The following is a 15584-nucleotide window of genomic DNA, read 5'->3' on the forward strand; positions in this document are numbered from 1 at the left end:
ACAGGATACGGCGGGCCCCGCCCGCGTCACGAATCCATTCCACCGCGGGCGCTCCCGTTGACCTCCGCCGGTCGCGGCGCTTCTCATGCGCTCATGAACGACACCGTCCAGCCGCCCTTCCCCTACCGGCCCGTCCCCCCGGCCCCGCGCAGCCGCCGGCTCGTCCTGCGCACGGTGGTGACCGTGCTGGCCATCGGCGCCGGGGTGTTCCTCGGGAAGCTGGGCATGAGCGCGCTGCTCGGCGGCCCGGACGACGCCGGCCGCTACCGGCTGGTCCCGCCGGCCGCCTTCCAGGAGCTGGCGCTCCAGGACTCGGGGCCGCGGGTGGACGCGATCAGGCGGGGCCAGGGCGCGGCCAAGCCGGGCACCACACCGGTGGCCGTGGTGTACGCCGACGGCTCCGGCGGCGCGCAGCTGGTGGTCAGCGGGGCGGCGGGCGCCTTCACGGACGAGGACCCCGGGCACGTGCTCACCACCGGCCTCCACGAGATGGGCGTCGAGGGCGCCGTCACCCAGGACTCGGGCACCCCGGCGGGCGGCGCGATGCGCTGCGGGACGCTGACGACCGGGGCGGGGCCGCTCACGCTGTGCATGTGGGCGGACCACAGCTCCCTGGTGACGGTCACCGTCCCGGTGGAGAACAAGCAGCTCACACTCGACGCACTGGCCGCGCGGACGCGCGCGCTGCGGGCGGCGATGGAAGTACCGGCCGGGTCGTAGTTCGGTAACGGCCCGGACCCCGATGCCCCGGTCGCACAGGCCTTCCGCCAGGATGTGTGAAACGGATAAGGAACCTCACAGGGGGACTCGGGATGAGTTACAACCAGCCAGGGCCGTACGGCCAGCAGCCGCAGCAGCCGGGCCCCTACGGGCAGCAGCCGCCGAGCCCGTACGGCCAGCAGCCCCAGCAGCCGGGCTACGGCTACCCCCAGCAGGCCCCGCCCCCGCCCCCGCAGGCCTTCCCCCAGCAGGGCGGCTACCCGCCCCCGCCCCCGCCGCAGCCCGCGTACGGCTACCAGCAGCAGCCCCCGCAGCAGCCCTACATGCCCCCGCCGGCTCCCCCGAAGAAGTCGAAGGCGGGCCCGGTCATCGCGGTGATCGCGGTGGTGGCCGTCATCGGCGGCGCGGGCTGGTGGTTCCTGGGCGGCGGCAAGGGCGGCTCCGTCTCGGACGCGACGAAGGGCTACAAGCTGGTGGCCCCGGAGTCCGTCGGTGAGTTCCAGAAGGATCCGAAGTACACGGCGAAGGAGCTCAGCCCGCAGGAGAAGCAGCAGATCGAGGCGGCGGGCATCAAGAACCCCACCCAGGTGGGCATGGACTACGTGTCCGGCGACCAGAAGAACCCGCTTACGCTCAAGGCCATCACCTTCAACGGTATCTACGGTGACATCGCCGACCCCGAGAAGACCGTCGACGGACAGTTCGCCTCAGCCAAGTTGAAGCTCTCCAAGGACGGCAAGTCGGACGTCCAGCTCATCGGCAGCCCGAAGACTATGACCCCCGCCGGGTTCAAGGGCGCCGTCATGAAGTGCCAGGAGGTCAAGGCCACCTCGAAGGACCCCTCAACCAAGGGGCCCAAGGAGGCAACGGTCCCGCTCTGCATCTGGGCCGACTACAGCACCGCAGCCACGGTCGTCTCCACCGACGTGGCCTCCTTCCTCACCGGCAAGCCGGGCTACACCCTGGAGCAGGACGCGGACTTCGCCGCGAAGCTCTACAACACCGCCCGCGTGAAGAAGTAACCGCGCGCCGCGCAAACGGAAGGGGCGCCCCGGATGTCCGGGGCGCCCCTTCCGCGTGCAACGGTCAGGCCGCTACGCCGACTTCTCGTGCGGGCCCTGGTCCTTCGGGATGATGCGGGGGACCAGGGTGGGGTTGACGTTCGAGCGGACGACGTCCGCCGTGATGACCACGCGGGCCACGTCCTTGCGGGACGGGACCTCGTACATCACCGACATCAGGACCTCCTCCATGATGGCGCGCAGGCCGCGCGCGCCCGTCTGGCGGAGGATGGCCTGGTCCGCGATGGCCTCCAGGGCCTCGCGCTCGAAGTCCAGTTCCACGCCGTCGAGTTCGAACAGCCGCTGGTACTGCTTGACCAGCGCGTTGCGCGGCTCGACCAGGATCTGGAGGAGCGCCTCGCGGTCCAGGTTGTGGACCGAGGTGATCACCGGGAGACGGCCGATGAACTCGGGGATCATCCCGAACTTCACCAGGTCCTCCGGCATGACCTCCTGGAACTGGTCGCTCGCCTCGATCTCCCGCTTCGAGCGGATCGTCGCCCCGAAGCCGATGCCCTTGGCGCCCGCGCGCGACTCGATGATCTTCTCCAGGCCGGCGAAGGCGCCGCCCACGATGAAGAGCACGTTCGTCGTGTCGATCTGGATGAACTCCTGGTGCGGGTGCTTGCGGCCGCCCTGCGGCGGGACCGACGCCGTCGTGCCCTCCAGGATCTTCAGGAGGGCCTGCTGCACGCCCTCGCCGGAGACGTCGCGCGTGATCGACGGGTTCTCGCTCTTGCGGGCGACCTTGTCGATCTCGTCGATGTAGATGATCCCGGTCTCGGCCTTCTTGACGTCGTAGTCGGCCGCCTGGATCAGCTTGAGGAGGATGTTCTCCACGTCCTCGCCCACGTAGCCGGCCTCCGTCAGAGCGGTGGCGTCGGCGATGGCGAACGGGACGTTCAGCATGCGGGCCAGCGTCTGGGCCAGCAGGGTCTTGCCCGAGCCCGTGGGGCCCAGCAGCAGGATGTTGGACTTCGCGAGCTCGATCGCGTCGTCACGGCCCTGCGCGCCGCCGTTCTCGCCGGCCTGGACGCGCTTGTAGTGGTTGTAGACCGCCACCGAGAGGGCCTTCTTCGCCGGCTCCTGGCCGACGACGTAGCTCTCCAGGAACTCGTAGATCTCACGGGGCTTGGGGAGTTCCTCCCACCGGACCTCGGAGGTCTCCGCGAGTTCCTCTTCGATGATCTCGTTGCAGAGGTCGATGCACTCGTCGCAGATGTACACACCGGGTCCTGCGATGAGCTTCTTCACCTGCTTCTGGCTCTTCCCGCAGAACGAGCACTTGAGCAGGTCGCCGCCGTCACCGATGCGTGCCACGAGGTGCTTCCCCTTCGCCTGGGAGACGCCTGGTTCAGCGCTCCTGGTGCCTCATATCCGACGGTACCTTGCCGGGGGCCCCGTACGGGGCCCCCTTGACGCGGTTCACATCGCGGAATCCCGCGCTGCGTCCGCGCCTACTGGCGGCAAGGATCAGACCGCGTTCATCTTGCGGGTCGAGACGATCTGGTCGATCAGCCCGTAGGCCAGCGCGTCTTCGGCCGTGAGGATCTTGTCGCGCTCGATGTCGTCGCGGATCTTCTCGATCGGCGTGGTCGAGTGCTTGGCCAGCATGCTCTCCAGCTGGTCGCGCATGCGCAGGATCTCGTTGGCCGCGATCTCCAGGTCGGAGAGCTGCTCGCGGCCCGTGCCGCCGGACGGCTGGTGGATCAGCACGCGGGCGTTCGGGAGGGCCATGCGCTTGCCCGGGGTACCGGCGGCGAGCAGCACCGCGGCGGCGGAGGCCGCCTGGCCCATGCAGACCGTCTGGATGTCGGGCTTCACGAACTGCATCGTGTCGTAGATGGCCGTCAACGCCGTGAAGGAGCCGCCCGGGCTGTTGATGTAGATCGAGATGTCGCGGTCCGGGTCCATCGACTCCAGGCACAGCAGCTGCGCCATGACGTCGTTGGCGGAGGCGTCGTCGATCTGCACGCCGAGGAAGATCACGCGCTCCTCGAAGAGCTTCGCGTACGGGTCGTACTCGCGCACGCCCTGCGAGGTGCGCTCCACGAAGCGCGGCACGACGTAGCGGTTGTCCACCTGCGGGCCGGAGTAGAGGCCGCTCGCGGAGAAGTTGTTCTGCATCTGGGTGTTCACCATCCTGGTGGCGTTCTGCGGGCTGGGGTTGCCTGGAGCGGCCTGCGGGCGTACGGGGCCGTACGCCGGGCCCGGGACGGTCAGGCCCCGGTGCCGCCGCCGCCCGGAGCGAGGGACGCGGCCGCGATGATGTCGTCGATCAGGCCGTACTCCTTGGCCTCCTCGGCGGTGAACCAGCGGTCGCGGTCGCCGTCGCGGATGATCGCCTCGACGGTCTGGCCCGAGTGGTGGGCGGTGATCTCGGCCATGCGCTGCTTGGTGCGCAGCAGGTACTGGGCCTGGATCTTGATGTCCGAAGCGGTGCCGCCGATGCCGGCGGAGCCCTGGTGCATCAGGATGTCGGTGTTCGGGAGCGCGAAACGCTTGCCCGGGGTGCCGCCGGTCAGCAGGAACTGACCCATGGAGGCGGCCATGCCCATGCCGATGGTGACGACGTCGTTCGGGATGAACTGCATGGTGTCGTAGATCGCCATGCCGGCCGTCACGGAGCCGCCGGGGCTGTTGATGTACAGGTAGATGTCCTTCTCCGGGTCCGCGGCCAGGAGGAGGAGCTGCGCCGTGATCTTGTTGGCGATCTCGTCGTCGACCTGCTGGCCGAGGAAGATGATGCGCTCGCCGAGCAGCCGGTTGTAGACATGGTCGCCGAGGCCGCCACCGATGGACGGCTCACCCGCGGCGTAAGGCTTCAGATTCGTCACGTATCCACCTGCTCGTCTCCGACGGCCACATGCCGTCTCAGCGTCTCGTTCTGGGGCGCGGACCGGCCGGTGGTGCGATGCCCCGCCGGCTCCGGGTAGTCCCGTGCCCTCGTATTCATGGACCCTAACGCGCAGGTCGGACAACGCCATCCCGCTTCCCGAACTGTTCGCTCGGAGCGCAAGGTCCCGAGGGCTTTCCGAGGGGGCGCGGAAGGGCCCGTACGCGGCTGCGTACGGGCCCTCCTGTGCACTGCTCAGCGGGCTTCGCCCGGGGTGTTACTCGGCCGCGTCGCCCTTGGCCTCGTCGTCACCCTCGACAGCGGCCTCGGCGGCCGTCTCGGCCTCGTCCTCGTCGTCGGAGAGGTCGACGACCTCACCCTTGGTGTCGACGACCTTGGCGGCCTCGACGACGACCGCGAGGGCCTTGCCGCGGGCGACCTCGCCGACCAGCATCGGGACCTGGCCGCCCTCGACGACGGCCTGGGCGAACTGGTCGGGGGACATGCCGGAGGACTGCGCGCGGCGCATGAGGTGCTCGGTGAGCTCCTCCTGGTTGACGCCCAGCTTCTCCTTGTTGACCAGGGCGTCCAGCAGGAACTGGGTCTTGATGCCCTTGACGGCCTGCTCGCGGGTCTCGGCGTCGAACTCCTCGACCGTCTTGCCCTGGATCTCCAGGAACTTCTCCAGGTTCAGGCCCATCTGGCCGAGCTGGTGGTGCTCCAGGTTGTGCTTGCGGGTGTTGACCTCGTCCTCGAGGAGCTTCTCGGGGACGGGGATCTCGGCGAGCTCCAGGAACTTCTCCAGCACGCGCTCCTGGGCCTGGGTGGCCTGGTCGTACTGCTTCATGTTCTCAAGGCGCTTGCGGCTGTCGGCCTTCAGCTCGTCGAGGGTGTCGAACTCGCTCGCCATCTGGGCGAACTCGTCGTCCAGCTCCGGCAGCTCGCGGGCGGAGACCTTGGTGACCTTGACGGTGACCTCGGCGTCCTTGCCCTCGGCGGAACCGCCCTTGAGCTGCGAGGTGAAGGTGGCCTCGCCGCCGGCCTCCAGGCCCTTGACGGCCTCGTCGATGCCGTCGAGGAGCTCGCCCGAGCCGATGGTGTAGGAGACGTCGGTGGCGACGCCGTCCGCGAGGACCTCGCCGTCGACCTTGGCCTCCAGGTCGATGGTGACGACGTCACCCTCGGCGGCCGCGCGCTCGACGTCCTTGGTGGACGCGAAGCGGCCGCGCAGCTGCTCGACCGACTTCTCGACGTCCTCGTCCGAGACCTCGACCGCGTCGACCTCGACCTCGATGCCGGAGTAGTCCGGGATCTCGATCTCGGGGCGGACGTCGACCTCGGCGGTGAAGGCCAGCAGCTCGCCGTCCTTCAGCTCGGTGATGTCGACCTCGGGCTGGCCCAGCGGGTTCAGGTCGGCCTCGTTGACCGCCTCGGTGTAGAACTTCGGGAGGGCGTCGTTGACGGCCTCCTCCAGCACCGCACCGCGGCCGAAGCGCTGGTCGATGACCCGGTTCGGGATCTTGCCCTTGCGGAAGCCCTTCACCGTGACCTGCTGGTTGATCTTCTTGTACGCCGCGTCGAGGCTGTCCTTGAGCTCCTCGAAGGGCACCTCGACAGTGAGCCGAACCCGAGTCGGGTTCAGGGTCTCCACGGCGCTCTTCACGGTTCGGTCTCCTTGTGGCTGACTGCTGGGGGTTCTGCCGGATCGCTGCGATTCAGCGGCCTCGGCGGATTCGGCCCGGTACATCAGACACACGGGCACGCAGCTTGCATAGTAACCGCAAGCGGCAATCAGCCCACAACGCGATCTTCGTGGGGACACTGCTGGTGGTCGGGGTGGCCGGATTCGAACCGACGACCTTCCGCTCCCAAAGCGGACGCGCTACCAAGCTGCGCCACACCCCGTCGGTGCGACACGTAGGGTACATGCCCGAAGACGCTCCGGCGCCCCCGGTTTCCCCGCCGGGCGCACGCGCGCGGGGGGCGGGAAGGGACGCGGCGCTCGAAAGCGGTGTGCACTCCCCCCGCGCGACCCGCTAGGATGCTGTCCGTGCCGCGGTCCCACGGACCTGTGGCGCGCGGTGCGGGTGTAGCTCAATGGTAGAGCCCTAGTCTTCCAAACTAGCTACGCGGGTTCGATTCCCGTCACCCGCTCTCAACGGCTCAGGGCCGGGTCGAGGAACCTCCTCGGCCCGGCCCTGACGCGTTGTCCGGGGACCCCTCAGAGCTTGATGCCGGCGATGGTGTCCGCGAGGGAGTTCAGGAAGCGGTTGACGTCCGGGGCGATGGAACTGGACGCGAGGAAGAAGCCGAAGAGGACGGCGACGATCGCCGGGCCCGCCTTCATGTGCTTGCCGCGGATCAGGATCACCAGAATGATCGCCAACAGAACCACCACTGACAGCGAAATGGCCACTTCTGATCACACCTTCGGTCGTCCCCTGGCCGGCCCGGGGGTCACGCCCGTGCACACCCCCACATGGACCATCCTCCCACCAACCGGGCCCTCCTATCCGCCCCGTGACGAAACGACCACACACCTTTCCCGCCAAGCGGACGCGAACCGGGCACATTTCGGGCGTGAGGGGAGCGCCGGGCGGGAGGTCAGGGGGCGGTGATGCCGAGGAGGGAGCGGACGCGGGCGTATTTGGCGGTCAGCCGGTCGCGGGTGGCCGCGTCCAGTACGGACAGGCGTACGGGGTCCGCGTTGTGCGCGAGGTCGGCCTCCTTGACGAGGACGGCGCCGGGGGTGGCGAGGATGCGGGCCGTGTACTCCTCGACCGGTTCCCCGGGGCGCTTCGTGAGCGCCAGGACCATGTCCTTGACCTCCTGGGGGAGGGCCGCGGCCGCGAGCTCCTCGCCGCTGAGCGCGTCGTCCTCGACGGAGTCGTGCAGCCAGGCGGCGGCCTGCTGGCCGGGGCTGCCGCCGCGCAGGCGGACGCCCTCGGCCACGGCGGCGAGGTGCTCGGCGTAGGGGCGGCCGGCCTTGTCGGTCTGGCCCGCGTGCGCGGAGCGGGCCAGGGCCTCGACCTCGGCGAGGGTGAGGAAGCTGCTCCGGTCGGTCATGCGATCTCCTTCGCTGCCCTGCGGAGGGCTTCGGCGACCCGGCGTACGTCGGCGTGCGTCGTACGCCAGTTGGAGAACGCGGCGCGCAGGGCGGGGGTTCCCCCGAGGACGGTGGGGGTCACGAAGACCTCGTCGGCGACGGCCTCGCGGAGGGCGGCGAGCCGTTCGGGGGTGGGGGCGTCGGCGAGCGTGAAGCAGACGACGTTGAGGCGTACGGGGGCGAGCAGGCGCAGGGCCGGGTCCGCCTCCAGGAGCTCGCCGAGGGCGCGGGCGCAGGCGGTGTCGCGTTCGACGATCTCGCGGTGGCCCTCGCGGCCGTAGGCGCGCAGGGTGAACCAGGCGGCCAGGGCGCGCAGCCGGTGGGAGTTCTCGGGGGTGAGGTGGACCAGGTCGGGGTCGGCGCCCAGGGGGCCGAGGTAGGCGGCGGAGTTGGCGAAGACGCGGGTCTGGAGGTCGCGGCGGAGGGTGAACTGGACGGCGCTGTCATAGGGGACGTTGAGCCATTTGTGGAGGTCGACGCAGACGGAGTCGGAGGCGTCGAGGCCCGCGGTGAGGTGGGCGTGCTCCGGGGAGAGGGCGGCGAAGGCGCCGAAGGCGGCGTCGGTGTGCAGCCAGAAGTCGTGGCGGTCCTTGAGCGCGGCGACGGCCCGGAGGTCGTCGAAGTCGACCGTGTTGACGGTGCCGGCGTTGGCGACGACGACGGCCGGGCCGGGGGTGTCGGCGAGGGCCCGGTCCAGGGCGGCGGGGTCGACGGCCTCGCGGCCGGGCAGGGTGGGCACCGGCACGAGGGCGGCGCGGCCGAGGCCGAGGACGGAGAGGGCCTTGGCGATGGAGGAGTGCGGGGCGCCGGACAGGACGCGGACGGGGCCGAGCGCGGCGACGCCGTCGCGGGCCGGGGAGACGCCGAGGCGCTCGCCGAGCCATTCGCGGGCGAGGGCGAGGCCGACGGTGTTGGAGAGGGTGGCGCCGCTGACGAAGGTGCCGGTGTGGGCGGGGGTCAGGCCGAAGAGCTCGCGCAGCCAGCCGACGGTCTCGCGTTCGAGGTGCTGGCCGGCGCCGTCGAGGGCGGAGTTGGAGTTCTGGTCGTGGACGGCGGTCAGCCAGTCCCCGGCGAGGGCGGCGGGGGTGGCGCCGCCGGTGACGAAGCCGAGGTAGCGGGGGCCGGCGGAGGCGGAGAGGCGGGGCTCCCAGCGGGCCCGGAACTCGGCGAGCGCGGCCGTCGCGCCGGTGGCGTGGGCGGGGAGGGGGCGGGGCTCGGGCGGCCCGTCCTGCGGGGGCACGACGGGCCGCTCCCCCAGCCGGGCGAGGGCCTCGGCTGCGGCGTCGCGGGTGGCGTCGAGGAGCGCGGGAAGGCGGGCGAGGTCGGCGGCGAGGGTGGCGTCCATGGGCGGACGGTAACCCTGGCGGAGGCTCCGGGAACGTGCCAATCCCGCCCGGGTGGCCCGGTCCGTCCGGCCTGGGGACGGGTGCCGCAGCGCAGCGGAGCCGGTGGGGCGCCCCGGCGCCGAGCGGCGCGAGCGGCGCGTTCAGAAGGCGGCGCGGCGGATCAGGAGGAGGGCCCGGTCGTCGTTGACGTCCTTCGCGACCTTTTCGATCAGGTGCCAGGCCGCGCCCTCCCAGCCCGCCGCGACGTACCGGTCCGCCTCCCCCGTCAGCCGGTCGATGCCCTCGCTGATCTCGCGGTCGGCGGTCTCGACCAGGCCGTCGGTGAAGAGCATCAGGACGTCGCCGGGCCGCAGGTTGCCCCGGGCCGGTTCGAACTCCGCGCCGTCGTAGACGCCGAGGAGCGGGCCCTCGCCGGACTTCTCCTGCCAGCGTCCGGTGCCGGCGGACAGCTGGAGGGCGGGGAGGTGGCCGGCGGAGAGGAGTTCGTAGTCGCCGGTCTCCAGGTCCAGGACCAGGTGGATGGAGGTGGCGAAGCCCTCGTCCCAGTCCTGGCGGAGCAGGTAGCCGTTGGCGGCGGGGAGGAAGTCCTGGGGCGGGAGGGCGCCGAGGAGCCCGCCGAAGGCGCCGGAGAGGAGGAGGGCCCGGGAGCCGGCCTCCATGCCCTTGCCGGAGACGTCGGTGAGGACGACCTCCAGCGTGCGTCCGCCGTTGGTGCGGGCGGCGACGACGAAGTCCCCGGAGAAGGACTGGCCGCCGGCCGGCCGCAGGGCCATCTCGCGGTGCCAGGCCGGCGGCAGGGCGGGCAGTTTGCTCTGCACCCGGATGCGTTCGCGGAGGTCGAAGAGCATCGTGCCGCCGCGCCGCCACGGCACGCCGACGCGGCTGCGGAACTGGGCGATGATCAGGCCGAAGAAGCCGCAGGCGGCGACGACGAGGACGGTTCCGGGGGTGACCCGGGCCGGCCCCTCGGTGTACGGGCCGAGGGCCAGGGCCTCGACGATCAGGGCGGTGGCGGAGGCGGCGTAGAGGCCGAGCAGGCTGGCGGGCCGCAGCAGCAGGCCGCCGGCCACGATGGGCAGGACGAGCGCCGACGGGGAGAACCACACGGGCAGCAGCAGCGTGCCGCAGGCGATGGCGGGCACGGTCAGCAGCAGGCCCCCGAAGGCCAGCCAGTCGGAGGCGTCCCCGCGGAAGTAGTCGACGGCGGACTTGCGCAGGGCTGTGCGGGCCCGGTGCGACAGCATGCGCGCCCGGGCCATGAGCGTCTCCACGCGTGCTCCGGCCATCGTTCGGGACCCTATCCATCATGGCCGGGCGCGCGCAGGGGTACCCCCGTTCCACGGGGGCGCGAGGGCCCGAAAAGGGTTCGACCGGGCCGTTCGGCCCTGGTAGGGATGGCCCTATGGCTCTTGATACGCGCGTATTGCAGGCTGATGAGTGGGATGTCTGGTACGACCATCTGGAACTGGCGTTCGGCGGCGTGCCCGAGTCCCCGGAGGAGCGGACGCTCTACCGGTCCCTGACGGAGCCCGACCGTTCGCTCGGCGTCTGGGACGGCGGGACCTGTGTCGGTTCGGCCGGGTCCTTCGGCTTCCGGCTGTCGGTGCCGGGCGGGGCGGTCGTCCCGGCGGCGGGAGTGACCATGGTCGGGGTGGCCCCGACCCACCGCAGGCGGGGCGTGCTGACCTCGATGATGCGGCGCCAGCTGGACGACGTCCGCGCGGGGGGCGAGCCGGTCGCCGTGCTGACGGCCTCGGAGCCGGAGATCTACGGGCGATTCGGCTACGGCACGGCCGCGTACGACCTGTCGGTGGACATCGACACCACGCGCGTACGGCTGCACGTGCCGCCGGGGACGGACGCGGTGCGGCTGCGGCTCGTGGATCCGCTGAAGGCGCTGGACGACTGCGAGCGGGTGTACGGGACGCTGGTCGCGGGCCGGCCGGGGATGCCGGCCCGGCAGCCGGGGTGGGAGCGGCTGGCGCTGCTGGACCCGGAGTCGCGGCGGGAGGGGGCGTCGCCGCTGAAGTGCGTGGTGGCGGAGGACGCGGCCGGCGGGGTCGTCGGGTACGCGCGGTACCGGGTGCGGCCGGACTGGGAGCCGGCCGGGGCGGACGGCAAGGTGCTGGTCGGCGCGGTGGACGCGGTCGACCCGGCGGCGTACGCGGCGCTGTGGCGGTACCTGTTCGAGATCGACCTGACCTGGCACGTACGGGCGTCCCGGCGGCCGGTGGACGATCCGCTGCTGCACCTGGTCGGCGACGTCCGGCGGATCCGCGCGTGGCAGCGGGACGCGCTGCACCTGCGGGTGGTGGACCTGCCGGGCGCGCTGGAGGCGCGGGGGTACGGGGCGGCGGTGGACGTGGTGCTGGAGGTGGAGGACGCGTTCTGTCCGTGGAACGCGGGGCGGTGGCGGCTGACGGCCGCCGGGGACGGGGGCGGGGTGCGGTGCGTCCGCACGGAGGACGCCGCCGAGCTGGCGCTGTCCGCGCGGGAGCTGGGGTCGGCGTACCTGGGCGGGGTGACGCTGGCGTCCCTCGCGGCGGCCGGCCGTGTTCGGGAGCTGCGGCCGGGGGCCCTGCGGGAGGCCTCGCGGGCCTTCGCGGGGGATGTCGCCCCGTGGCTCCCGCACAACTTCTAGCCTGGATCGCTCCCCCGGTGGTCAGCGGGTCTGGCAGGTGGGGCACCAGAAGAGGTTGCGGGTGGCGAGGTCGGCCGTGCGGATGCCGGTGCCGCAGATGTGGCACGGGAGCGTCGCGCGGCGGTAGACGTAGACCTCGCCGCCGTGGTCGTCGACCCGGGGCGGGCGGCCCATGGCCTCCGGGAGGTGTTCGTCGCGGACCGTGTCGATGCGGTTGCGGCGGACGCCCTCGCGCATCAGTTCCACCAGGTCGGCCCAGATCGCGTCCCACTCGGCGCGGGTGAGGTCCCGGCCCTGGCGGTAGGGGTCGATGCCGTGCCGGAAGAGGACCTCGGCGCGGTAGACGTTGCCGACGCCCGCGATGACCTTCTGGTCCATCAGGAGGGCGGCGACGGTGGTGCGGCTGCGGGAGACGCGGGCCCAGGCGCGGCCGGGGTCGTCGCCCGGGCGCAGCGGGTCGGGGCCCAGGCGGTCGTGTATCGCCTTCTTCTCGGCCTCGGTGAGCAGGGCGCAGGCCGTGGGGCCGCGGAGGTCCGCGTAGTGGTCGTCGTTCAGCAGGCGCAGCCGCACGGTGTCGGTGGCCGGCGGGGCCGGGGCGGGGCCGAAGCCGAGCTTGCCGAAGAGGCCGAGGTGGATGTGGATCCAGGCGTCGCCGAGTTCCAGGAAGAGGTGCTTGCCGTGGGCCTCCGCGCTCTCCAGCTCGCGGCCGTCGAGCAGGGCCGCGCTCTCCGCGAAGCGTCCCTGGGGGCTGCTGAGCCGGACCGGGCGGGCGGCGAAGCGCTCGGTGTGGTCCTGGGCGAGGCGGTGGATCGTATGGCCCTCGGGCACGGTTCCCTGCTCCTGTGTCACATGCGGAAGCGGCGTGCCGCCGGACGGCCGGCGTCCGGCGGCACGGCGTGGCGGCCTACTGGTCCTGCGGGTGGTGGGCCGGGATCGGGGGGAGCTCGCCGGTCTGCTCGTAGGCCGAGAGCATGTCGATGCGGCGGGTGTGGCGCTCCTCGTCGGAGTACGGGGTCGCGAGGAAGGCCTCGACGAAGGCGGTGGCCTCGTCCTGGGTGTGCATGCGGCCGCCGACGGAGATGACGTTGGCGTTGTTGTGCTCGCGGCCGAGCTTCGCGGTCTCCACGCTCCAGGCGAGGATGGCGCGGACGCCCTTGACCTTGTTGGCGGCGATCTGCTCGCCGTTGCCGGAGCCGCCGATCACGATGCCGAGGCTGTCGGCGTCCGCGGCGGTCTTCTCCGCGGCGCGCAGGCAGAACGGCGGGTAGTCGTCCACCGCGTCGTAGATGTGGGGCCCGCAGTCGACGGGCTCGTGGCCGTTGTTCTTGAGCCAGTCCACGAGGTGGTTCTTGAGCTCAAAACCGGCATGGTCGGAACCGAGATACACGCGCATGGGTCGAGTGTGGCATGCGGGACCTCGGAGGAGGGCGGAGGGGTGTCGCATAAATCACTTCTAAACCTCAAGTAAACCCAAAGAACGCAGACAGGAGGGGTCGGGACCTTGGTCACGGGATGGGGGCCTCGGGTAACCATCGGAAGAAGGTCTTCCGTACTGGCCGGAAATCGGGTTTGAATGCCGGAACTCTCCACCCGAGAACCAAAGGATTCGTCCATGAGCACGACGACGACCCTTCAGAAGGCAGGCGGCCCCGGCGAACCCGGTTCCACCCAGCCCTCCGACGGTCTCAAGGCCGGTCTCAAGAACCGCCACCTCTCCATGATCGCCATCGGCGGTGTCATCGGCGCCGGCCTGTTCGTCGGCTCCGGCGGCGGTATCGCCAAGGCCGGCCCCGCCATCCTGATCTCGTACCTGCTCGTCGGGGCGATGGTCGTCTTCGTGATGCGGATGCTCGGCGAGATGGCCGCCGCCAGCCCGAACTCGGGCTCGTTCTCCGCGTACGCCGACCGGGCGCTCGGCCGCTGGGCCGGCTTCTCCATCGGCTGGCTGTACTGGTTCTTCTGGGTCGTCGTGCTCGCCGTCGAGGCGACCGCCGGCGCGAAGATCCTCGAAGGTTGGGTCCCGGCCGTCCCGCAGTGGGCCTGGGCCCTGATCGTGATGGTCGTCCTGACCGCCACCAACCTGGGCTCCGTCGCCTCCTACGGCGAGTTCGAGTTCTGGTTCGCGGGCATCAAGGTCGTCGCCATCGGCGCCTTCGTGATCGTCGGCATGCTCGCCGTCTTCGGCGTCCTGCCGGGCTCCGACAACCCGGGCGCGGGCTTCGCCCACCTCACCGACGCCGGCGGCTTCATGCCGGGCGGCTGGGGCTCGGTCCTCACCGGTGTGCTGATGGTCGTCTTCTCCTTCATGGGCAGCGAGATCGTCACCCTGGCGGCCGGCGAGTCCGAGGACCCGCGCCGCGCGGTCACCAAGGCCACCAACTCGGTGATCTGGCGCATCGGCGTCTTCTACCTGGGCTCGATCTTCGTCGTCCTCACCCTGCTGCCGTGGAACGACAAGTCGATCGTCGAGAAGGGCTCGTACGTCGCCGCCCTGGACTCGATAGGCATCGCGCACGCCGGCCAGATCATGAACGTGATCGTCCTGACGGCCGTGCTGTCCTGCCTGAACTCGGGCCTCTACACCGCTTCCCGCATGGCGTTCTCGCTGGGCGAGCGCGGTGACGCGCCCAAGGCCTTCGCCAAGACCAGCAAGAACGGCGTGCCGACGGTCGCCATCCTGGGCTCGGTGGTCTTCGGCTTCATCGCCGTCTACTTCAACTACACGTCCCCGGACACGGTGTTCAACTTCCTGCTGAACTCCTCGGGTGCCATCGCGCTCTTCGTGTGGCTGGTCATCTGCCTGACCCAGCTGCGGATGCGCGGGATCCTGATGCGCGAGGCGCCGGAGAAGGTCACCGTGAAGATGTGGCTCTTCCCGTACCTGACGTGGGCCACCGCCGCGATGATCACCTTCGTCCTCGGCTACATGGTCTACGACAAGGACAACCGCGAGACGGTGCTGTACTCCCTGCTCGTCGCGGCCGTCGTGATCGGGATCGGCGTGGTGCGCAACGCGCGCCGCAAGGGCGAGCTCGCGGCCGAGGCCGTGGCCGACACCGTGGCCGACGCGGTCTGACCGGACCCCTCGCAGACGTCGGCAGCCCCGGACCGCCCGCTCGCGGTCCGGGGCTGCCGCGCAGGCGCCGGCGGAAAGTCCGTACGGGTCAGCCGCGGCGGCCGGCCAGCTTCCAGGCGGCCGGCAGGGCGCCCATGGCCAGCGCGGCCTTGAGGGCGTCGCCGATCAGGAACGGGGTCAGGCCCGCGGCGACGGCCGCGGAGAGGGACATCCCGGTGGCGGCCATCAGGTACGGCACGCCCACCGCGTAGATCACGGCGGAGCCGAGCACCATCGTGCCCGCCGTGAACAGCACCGAGCGGTCGGCGCCGCGCCGCGCGAGGGCGCCGACGACGGTGGCGGCCAGCAGCATGCCGAGGACGTAGCCGAAGGAGGCGCCGCCGGCGCCGGAGGTGCCGCCCGCGAACCAGGGCAGGCCGGCCGCGCCCAGGGCGGCGTACAGGCCGAGGGCGAGGAAGCCGCGGCGGGCGCCGAAGGCGGTGCCCACGAGCAGGGCGGCGAAGGTCTGGCCGGTGACCGGGACGGGAGAGCCGGGAACGGGTACGGAGACCTGGGCGGCCAGACCGGTGAGCGCGGCTCCGCCGACGACGAGTGCGAGGTCGCGGACGCGGCTCGCGGGCAGCAGGTCGGCCAGGACGGCGCCGGGGCGGAAGGAGACGGAAGCAGTGCTCATGAGGGGGCTCCGCGGGGTGGTGGTGGACGGGACACCGTGACGCTAGTGCGCCCCGCCGCGCCGCCCCACCGCCGGCCGGGACAAAGGCATACTGTCCGGTTTGGTGGGGACCACACAAAGCCCAC

The 15584-nt window shown here is 71.3% G+C and carries 15 protein-coding genes and 2 tRNA genes; 5 read left to right on the forward strand and 12 right to left on the reverse strand.

Translation table 11 applies throughout. From position 1 onward, the window contains the following. Positions 1 to 93 precede the first annotated feature (93 nt). Positions 94 to 720 (forward strand): hypothetical protein, encoded by a 627-nt coding sequence (locus tag ACZ5NJ_RS06550; RefSeq protein WP_468763441.1) that lies wholly within the window; start codon positions 94 to 96, stop codon positions 718 to 720. A 92-nt stretch (positions 721 to 812) separates the two neighbouring features. Further along, positions 813 to 1742 carry a hypothetical protein gene (locus ACZ5NJ_RS06555; RefSeq protein WP_468763444.1) on the forward strand — a complete coding sequence of 310 codons (930 nt, stop codon included), beginning with the start codon at positions 813 to 815 and terminating at the stop codon, positions 1740 to 1742. A gap of 72 nt (positions 1743 to 1814) precedes the next feature. On the opposite strand, the gene clpX is transcribed toward ACZ5NJ_RS06555, so the two are convergent. The 5 genes from clpX to ACZ5NJ_RS06580 form a co-directional block, all read right to left on the reverse strand. Next, on the reverse strand, positions 1815 to 3101 hold the full coding sequence (clpX, locus tag ACZ5NJ_RS06560; protein WP_395508898.1) for an ATP-dependent Clp protease ATP-binding subunit ClpX: 1287 nt from the start codon (positions 3099 to 3101) through the stop codon (positions 1815 to 1817). Positions 3102 to 3254: 153 nt separating this feature from the next. Further along, positions 3255 to 3923 carry an ATP-dependent Clp protease proteolytic subunit gene (locus ACZ5NJ_RS06565; protein ID WP_358892916.1) on the reverse strand — a complete coding sequence of 223 codons (669 nt, stop codon included), beginning with the start codon at positions 3921 to 3923 and terminating at the stop codon, positions 3255 to 3257. A gap of 77 nt (positions 3924 to 4000) precedes the next feature. Next, entirely contained in the window at positions 4001 to 4618 is a 618-nt protein-coding gene (locus ACZ5NJ_RS06570) for an ATP-dependent Clp protease proteolytic subunit (protein WP_365145081.1), read from the reverse strand. Positions 4619 to 4894: 276 nt separating this feature from the next. After that, positions 4895 to 6280, reverse strand: a complete 1386-nt coding sequence (gene tig / locus ACZ5NJ_RS06575) for a trigger factor (protein ID WP_468763449.1) — start codon at positions 6278 to 6280, stop codon at positions 4895 to 4897. Between the two features lie 165 nt (positions 6281 to 6445). Then, positions 6446 to 6522 (reverse strand) — tRNA-Pro (locus tag ACZ5NJ_RS06580). 178 nt (positions 6523 to 6700) lie between these two features. Here ACZ5NJ_RS06580 and ACZ5NJ_RS06585 point away from each other — a divergent pair. Beyond that, positions 6701 to 6771: transfer RNA gene (locus tag ACZ5NJ_RS06585), tRNA-Gly, on the forward strand. Positions 6772 to 6838: 67 nt separating this feature from the next. Here the strand turns inward: ACZ5NJ_RS06585 and ACZ5NJ_RS06590 are convergent. The 4 genes from ACZ5NJ_RS06590 to ACZ5NJ_RS06605 form a co-directional block, all read right to left on the reverse strand. Then, positions 6839 to 7033 carry a hypothetical protein gene (locus ACZ5NJ_RS06590; protein ID WP_079426944.1) on the reverse strand — a complete coding sequence of 65 codons (195 nt, stop codon included), beginning with the start codon at positions 7031 to 7033 and terminating at the stop codon, positions 6839 to 6841. A gap of 188 nt (positions 7034 to 7221) precedes the next feature. After that, complete coding sequence (locus ACZ5NJ_RS06595; protein ID WP_468763452.1) at positions 7222 to 7683, reverse strand: HD domain-containing protein; 462 nt, start codon at positions 7681 to 7683, stop codon at positions 7222 to 7224. Continuing rightward, a complete protein-coding gene (locus tag ACZ5NJ_RS06600; RefSeq protein ID WP_468763455.1) occupies positions 7680 to 9068 on the reverse strand; it encodes a pyridoxal phosphate-dependent decarboxylase family protein in 1389 nt (462 codons plus the stop codon). Before ACZ5NJ_RS06600 ends, ACZ5NJ_RS06595 begins: the two co-directional genes overlap by 4 nt. 141 nt (positions 9069 to 9209) lie before the next feature. After that, positions 9210 to 10355, reverse strand: a complete 1146-nt coding sequence (locus tag ACZ5NJ_RS06605; protein WP_468763457.1) for a SpoIIE family protein phosphatase — start codon at positions 10353 to 10355, stop codon at positions 9210 to 9212. 116 nt (positions 10356 to 10471) lie between these two features. Here ACZ5NJ_RS06605 and ACZ5NJ_RS06610 point away from each other — a divergent pair, with 116 nt between their 5' ends. Then, on the forward strand, positions 10472 to 11710 hold the full coding sequence (locus ACZ5NJ_RS06610) for a GNAT family N-acetyltransferase (protein WP_468763460.1): 1239 nt from the start codon (positions 10472 to 10474) through the stop codon (positions 11708 to 11710). Between the two features lie 21 nt (positions 11711 to 11731). On the opposite strand, the gene ACZ5NJ_RS06615 is transcribed toward ACZ5NJ_RS06610, so the two are convergent. Then, a complete protein-coding gene (locus ACZ5NJ_RS06615; RefSeq protein ID WP_468763462.1) occupies positions 11732 to 12538 on the reverse strand; it encodes an Fpg/Nei family DNA glycosylase in 807 nt (268 codons plus the stop codon). Between the two features lie 76 nt (positions 12539 to 12614). After that, positions 12615 to 13103, reverse strand: coding sequence for a ribose-5-phosphate isomerase (locus ACZ5NJ_RS06620; protein ID WP_468763465.1), 489 nt, complete (start codon positions 13101 to 13103; stop codon positions 12615 to 12617). A gap of 219 nt (positions 13104 to 13322) precedes the next feature. On the opposite strand from ACZ5NJ_RS06620, the gene ACZ5NJ_RS06625 reads away from it, so the two are divergent. Further along, positions 13323 to 14786, forward strand: a complete 1464-nt coding sequence (locus ACZ5NJ_RS06625) for an amino acid permease (protein WP_468763468.1) — start codon at positions 13323 to 13325, stop codon at positions 14784 to 14786. Between the two features lie 88 nt (positions 14787 to 14874). On the opposite strand, the gene ACZ5NJ_RS06630 is transcribed toward ACZ5NJ_RS06625, so the two are convergent. Continuing rightward, complete coding sequence (locus tag ACZ5NJ_RS06630) at positions 14875 to 15459, reverse strand: biotin transporter BioY (protein ID WP_468763470.1); 585 nt, start codon at positions 15457 to 15459, stop codon at positions 14875 to 14877. Positions 15460 to 15584: the final 125 nt, after the last annotated feature.

Source organism: Streptomyces sp. NPDC032091 (assembly GCF_055580265.1).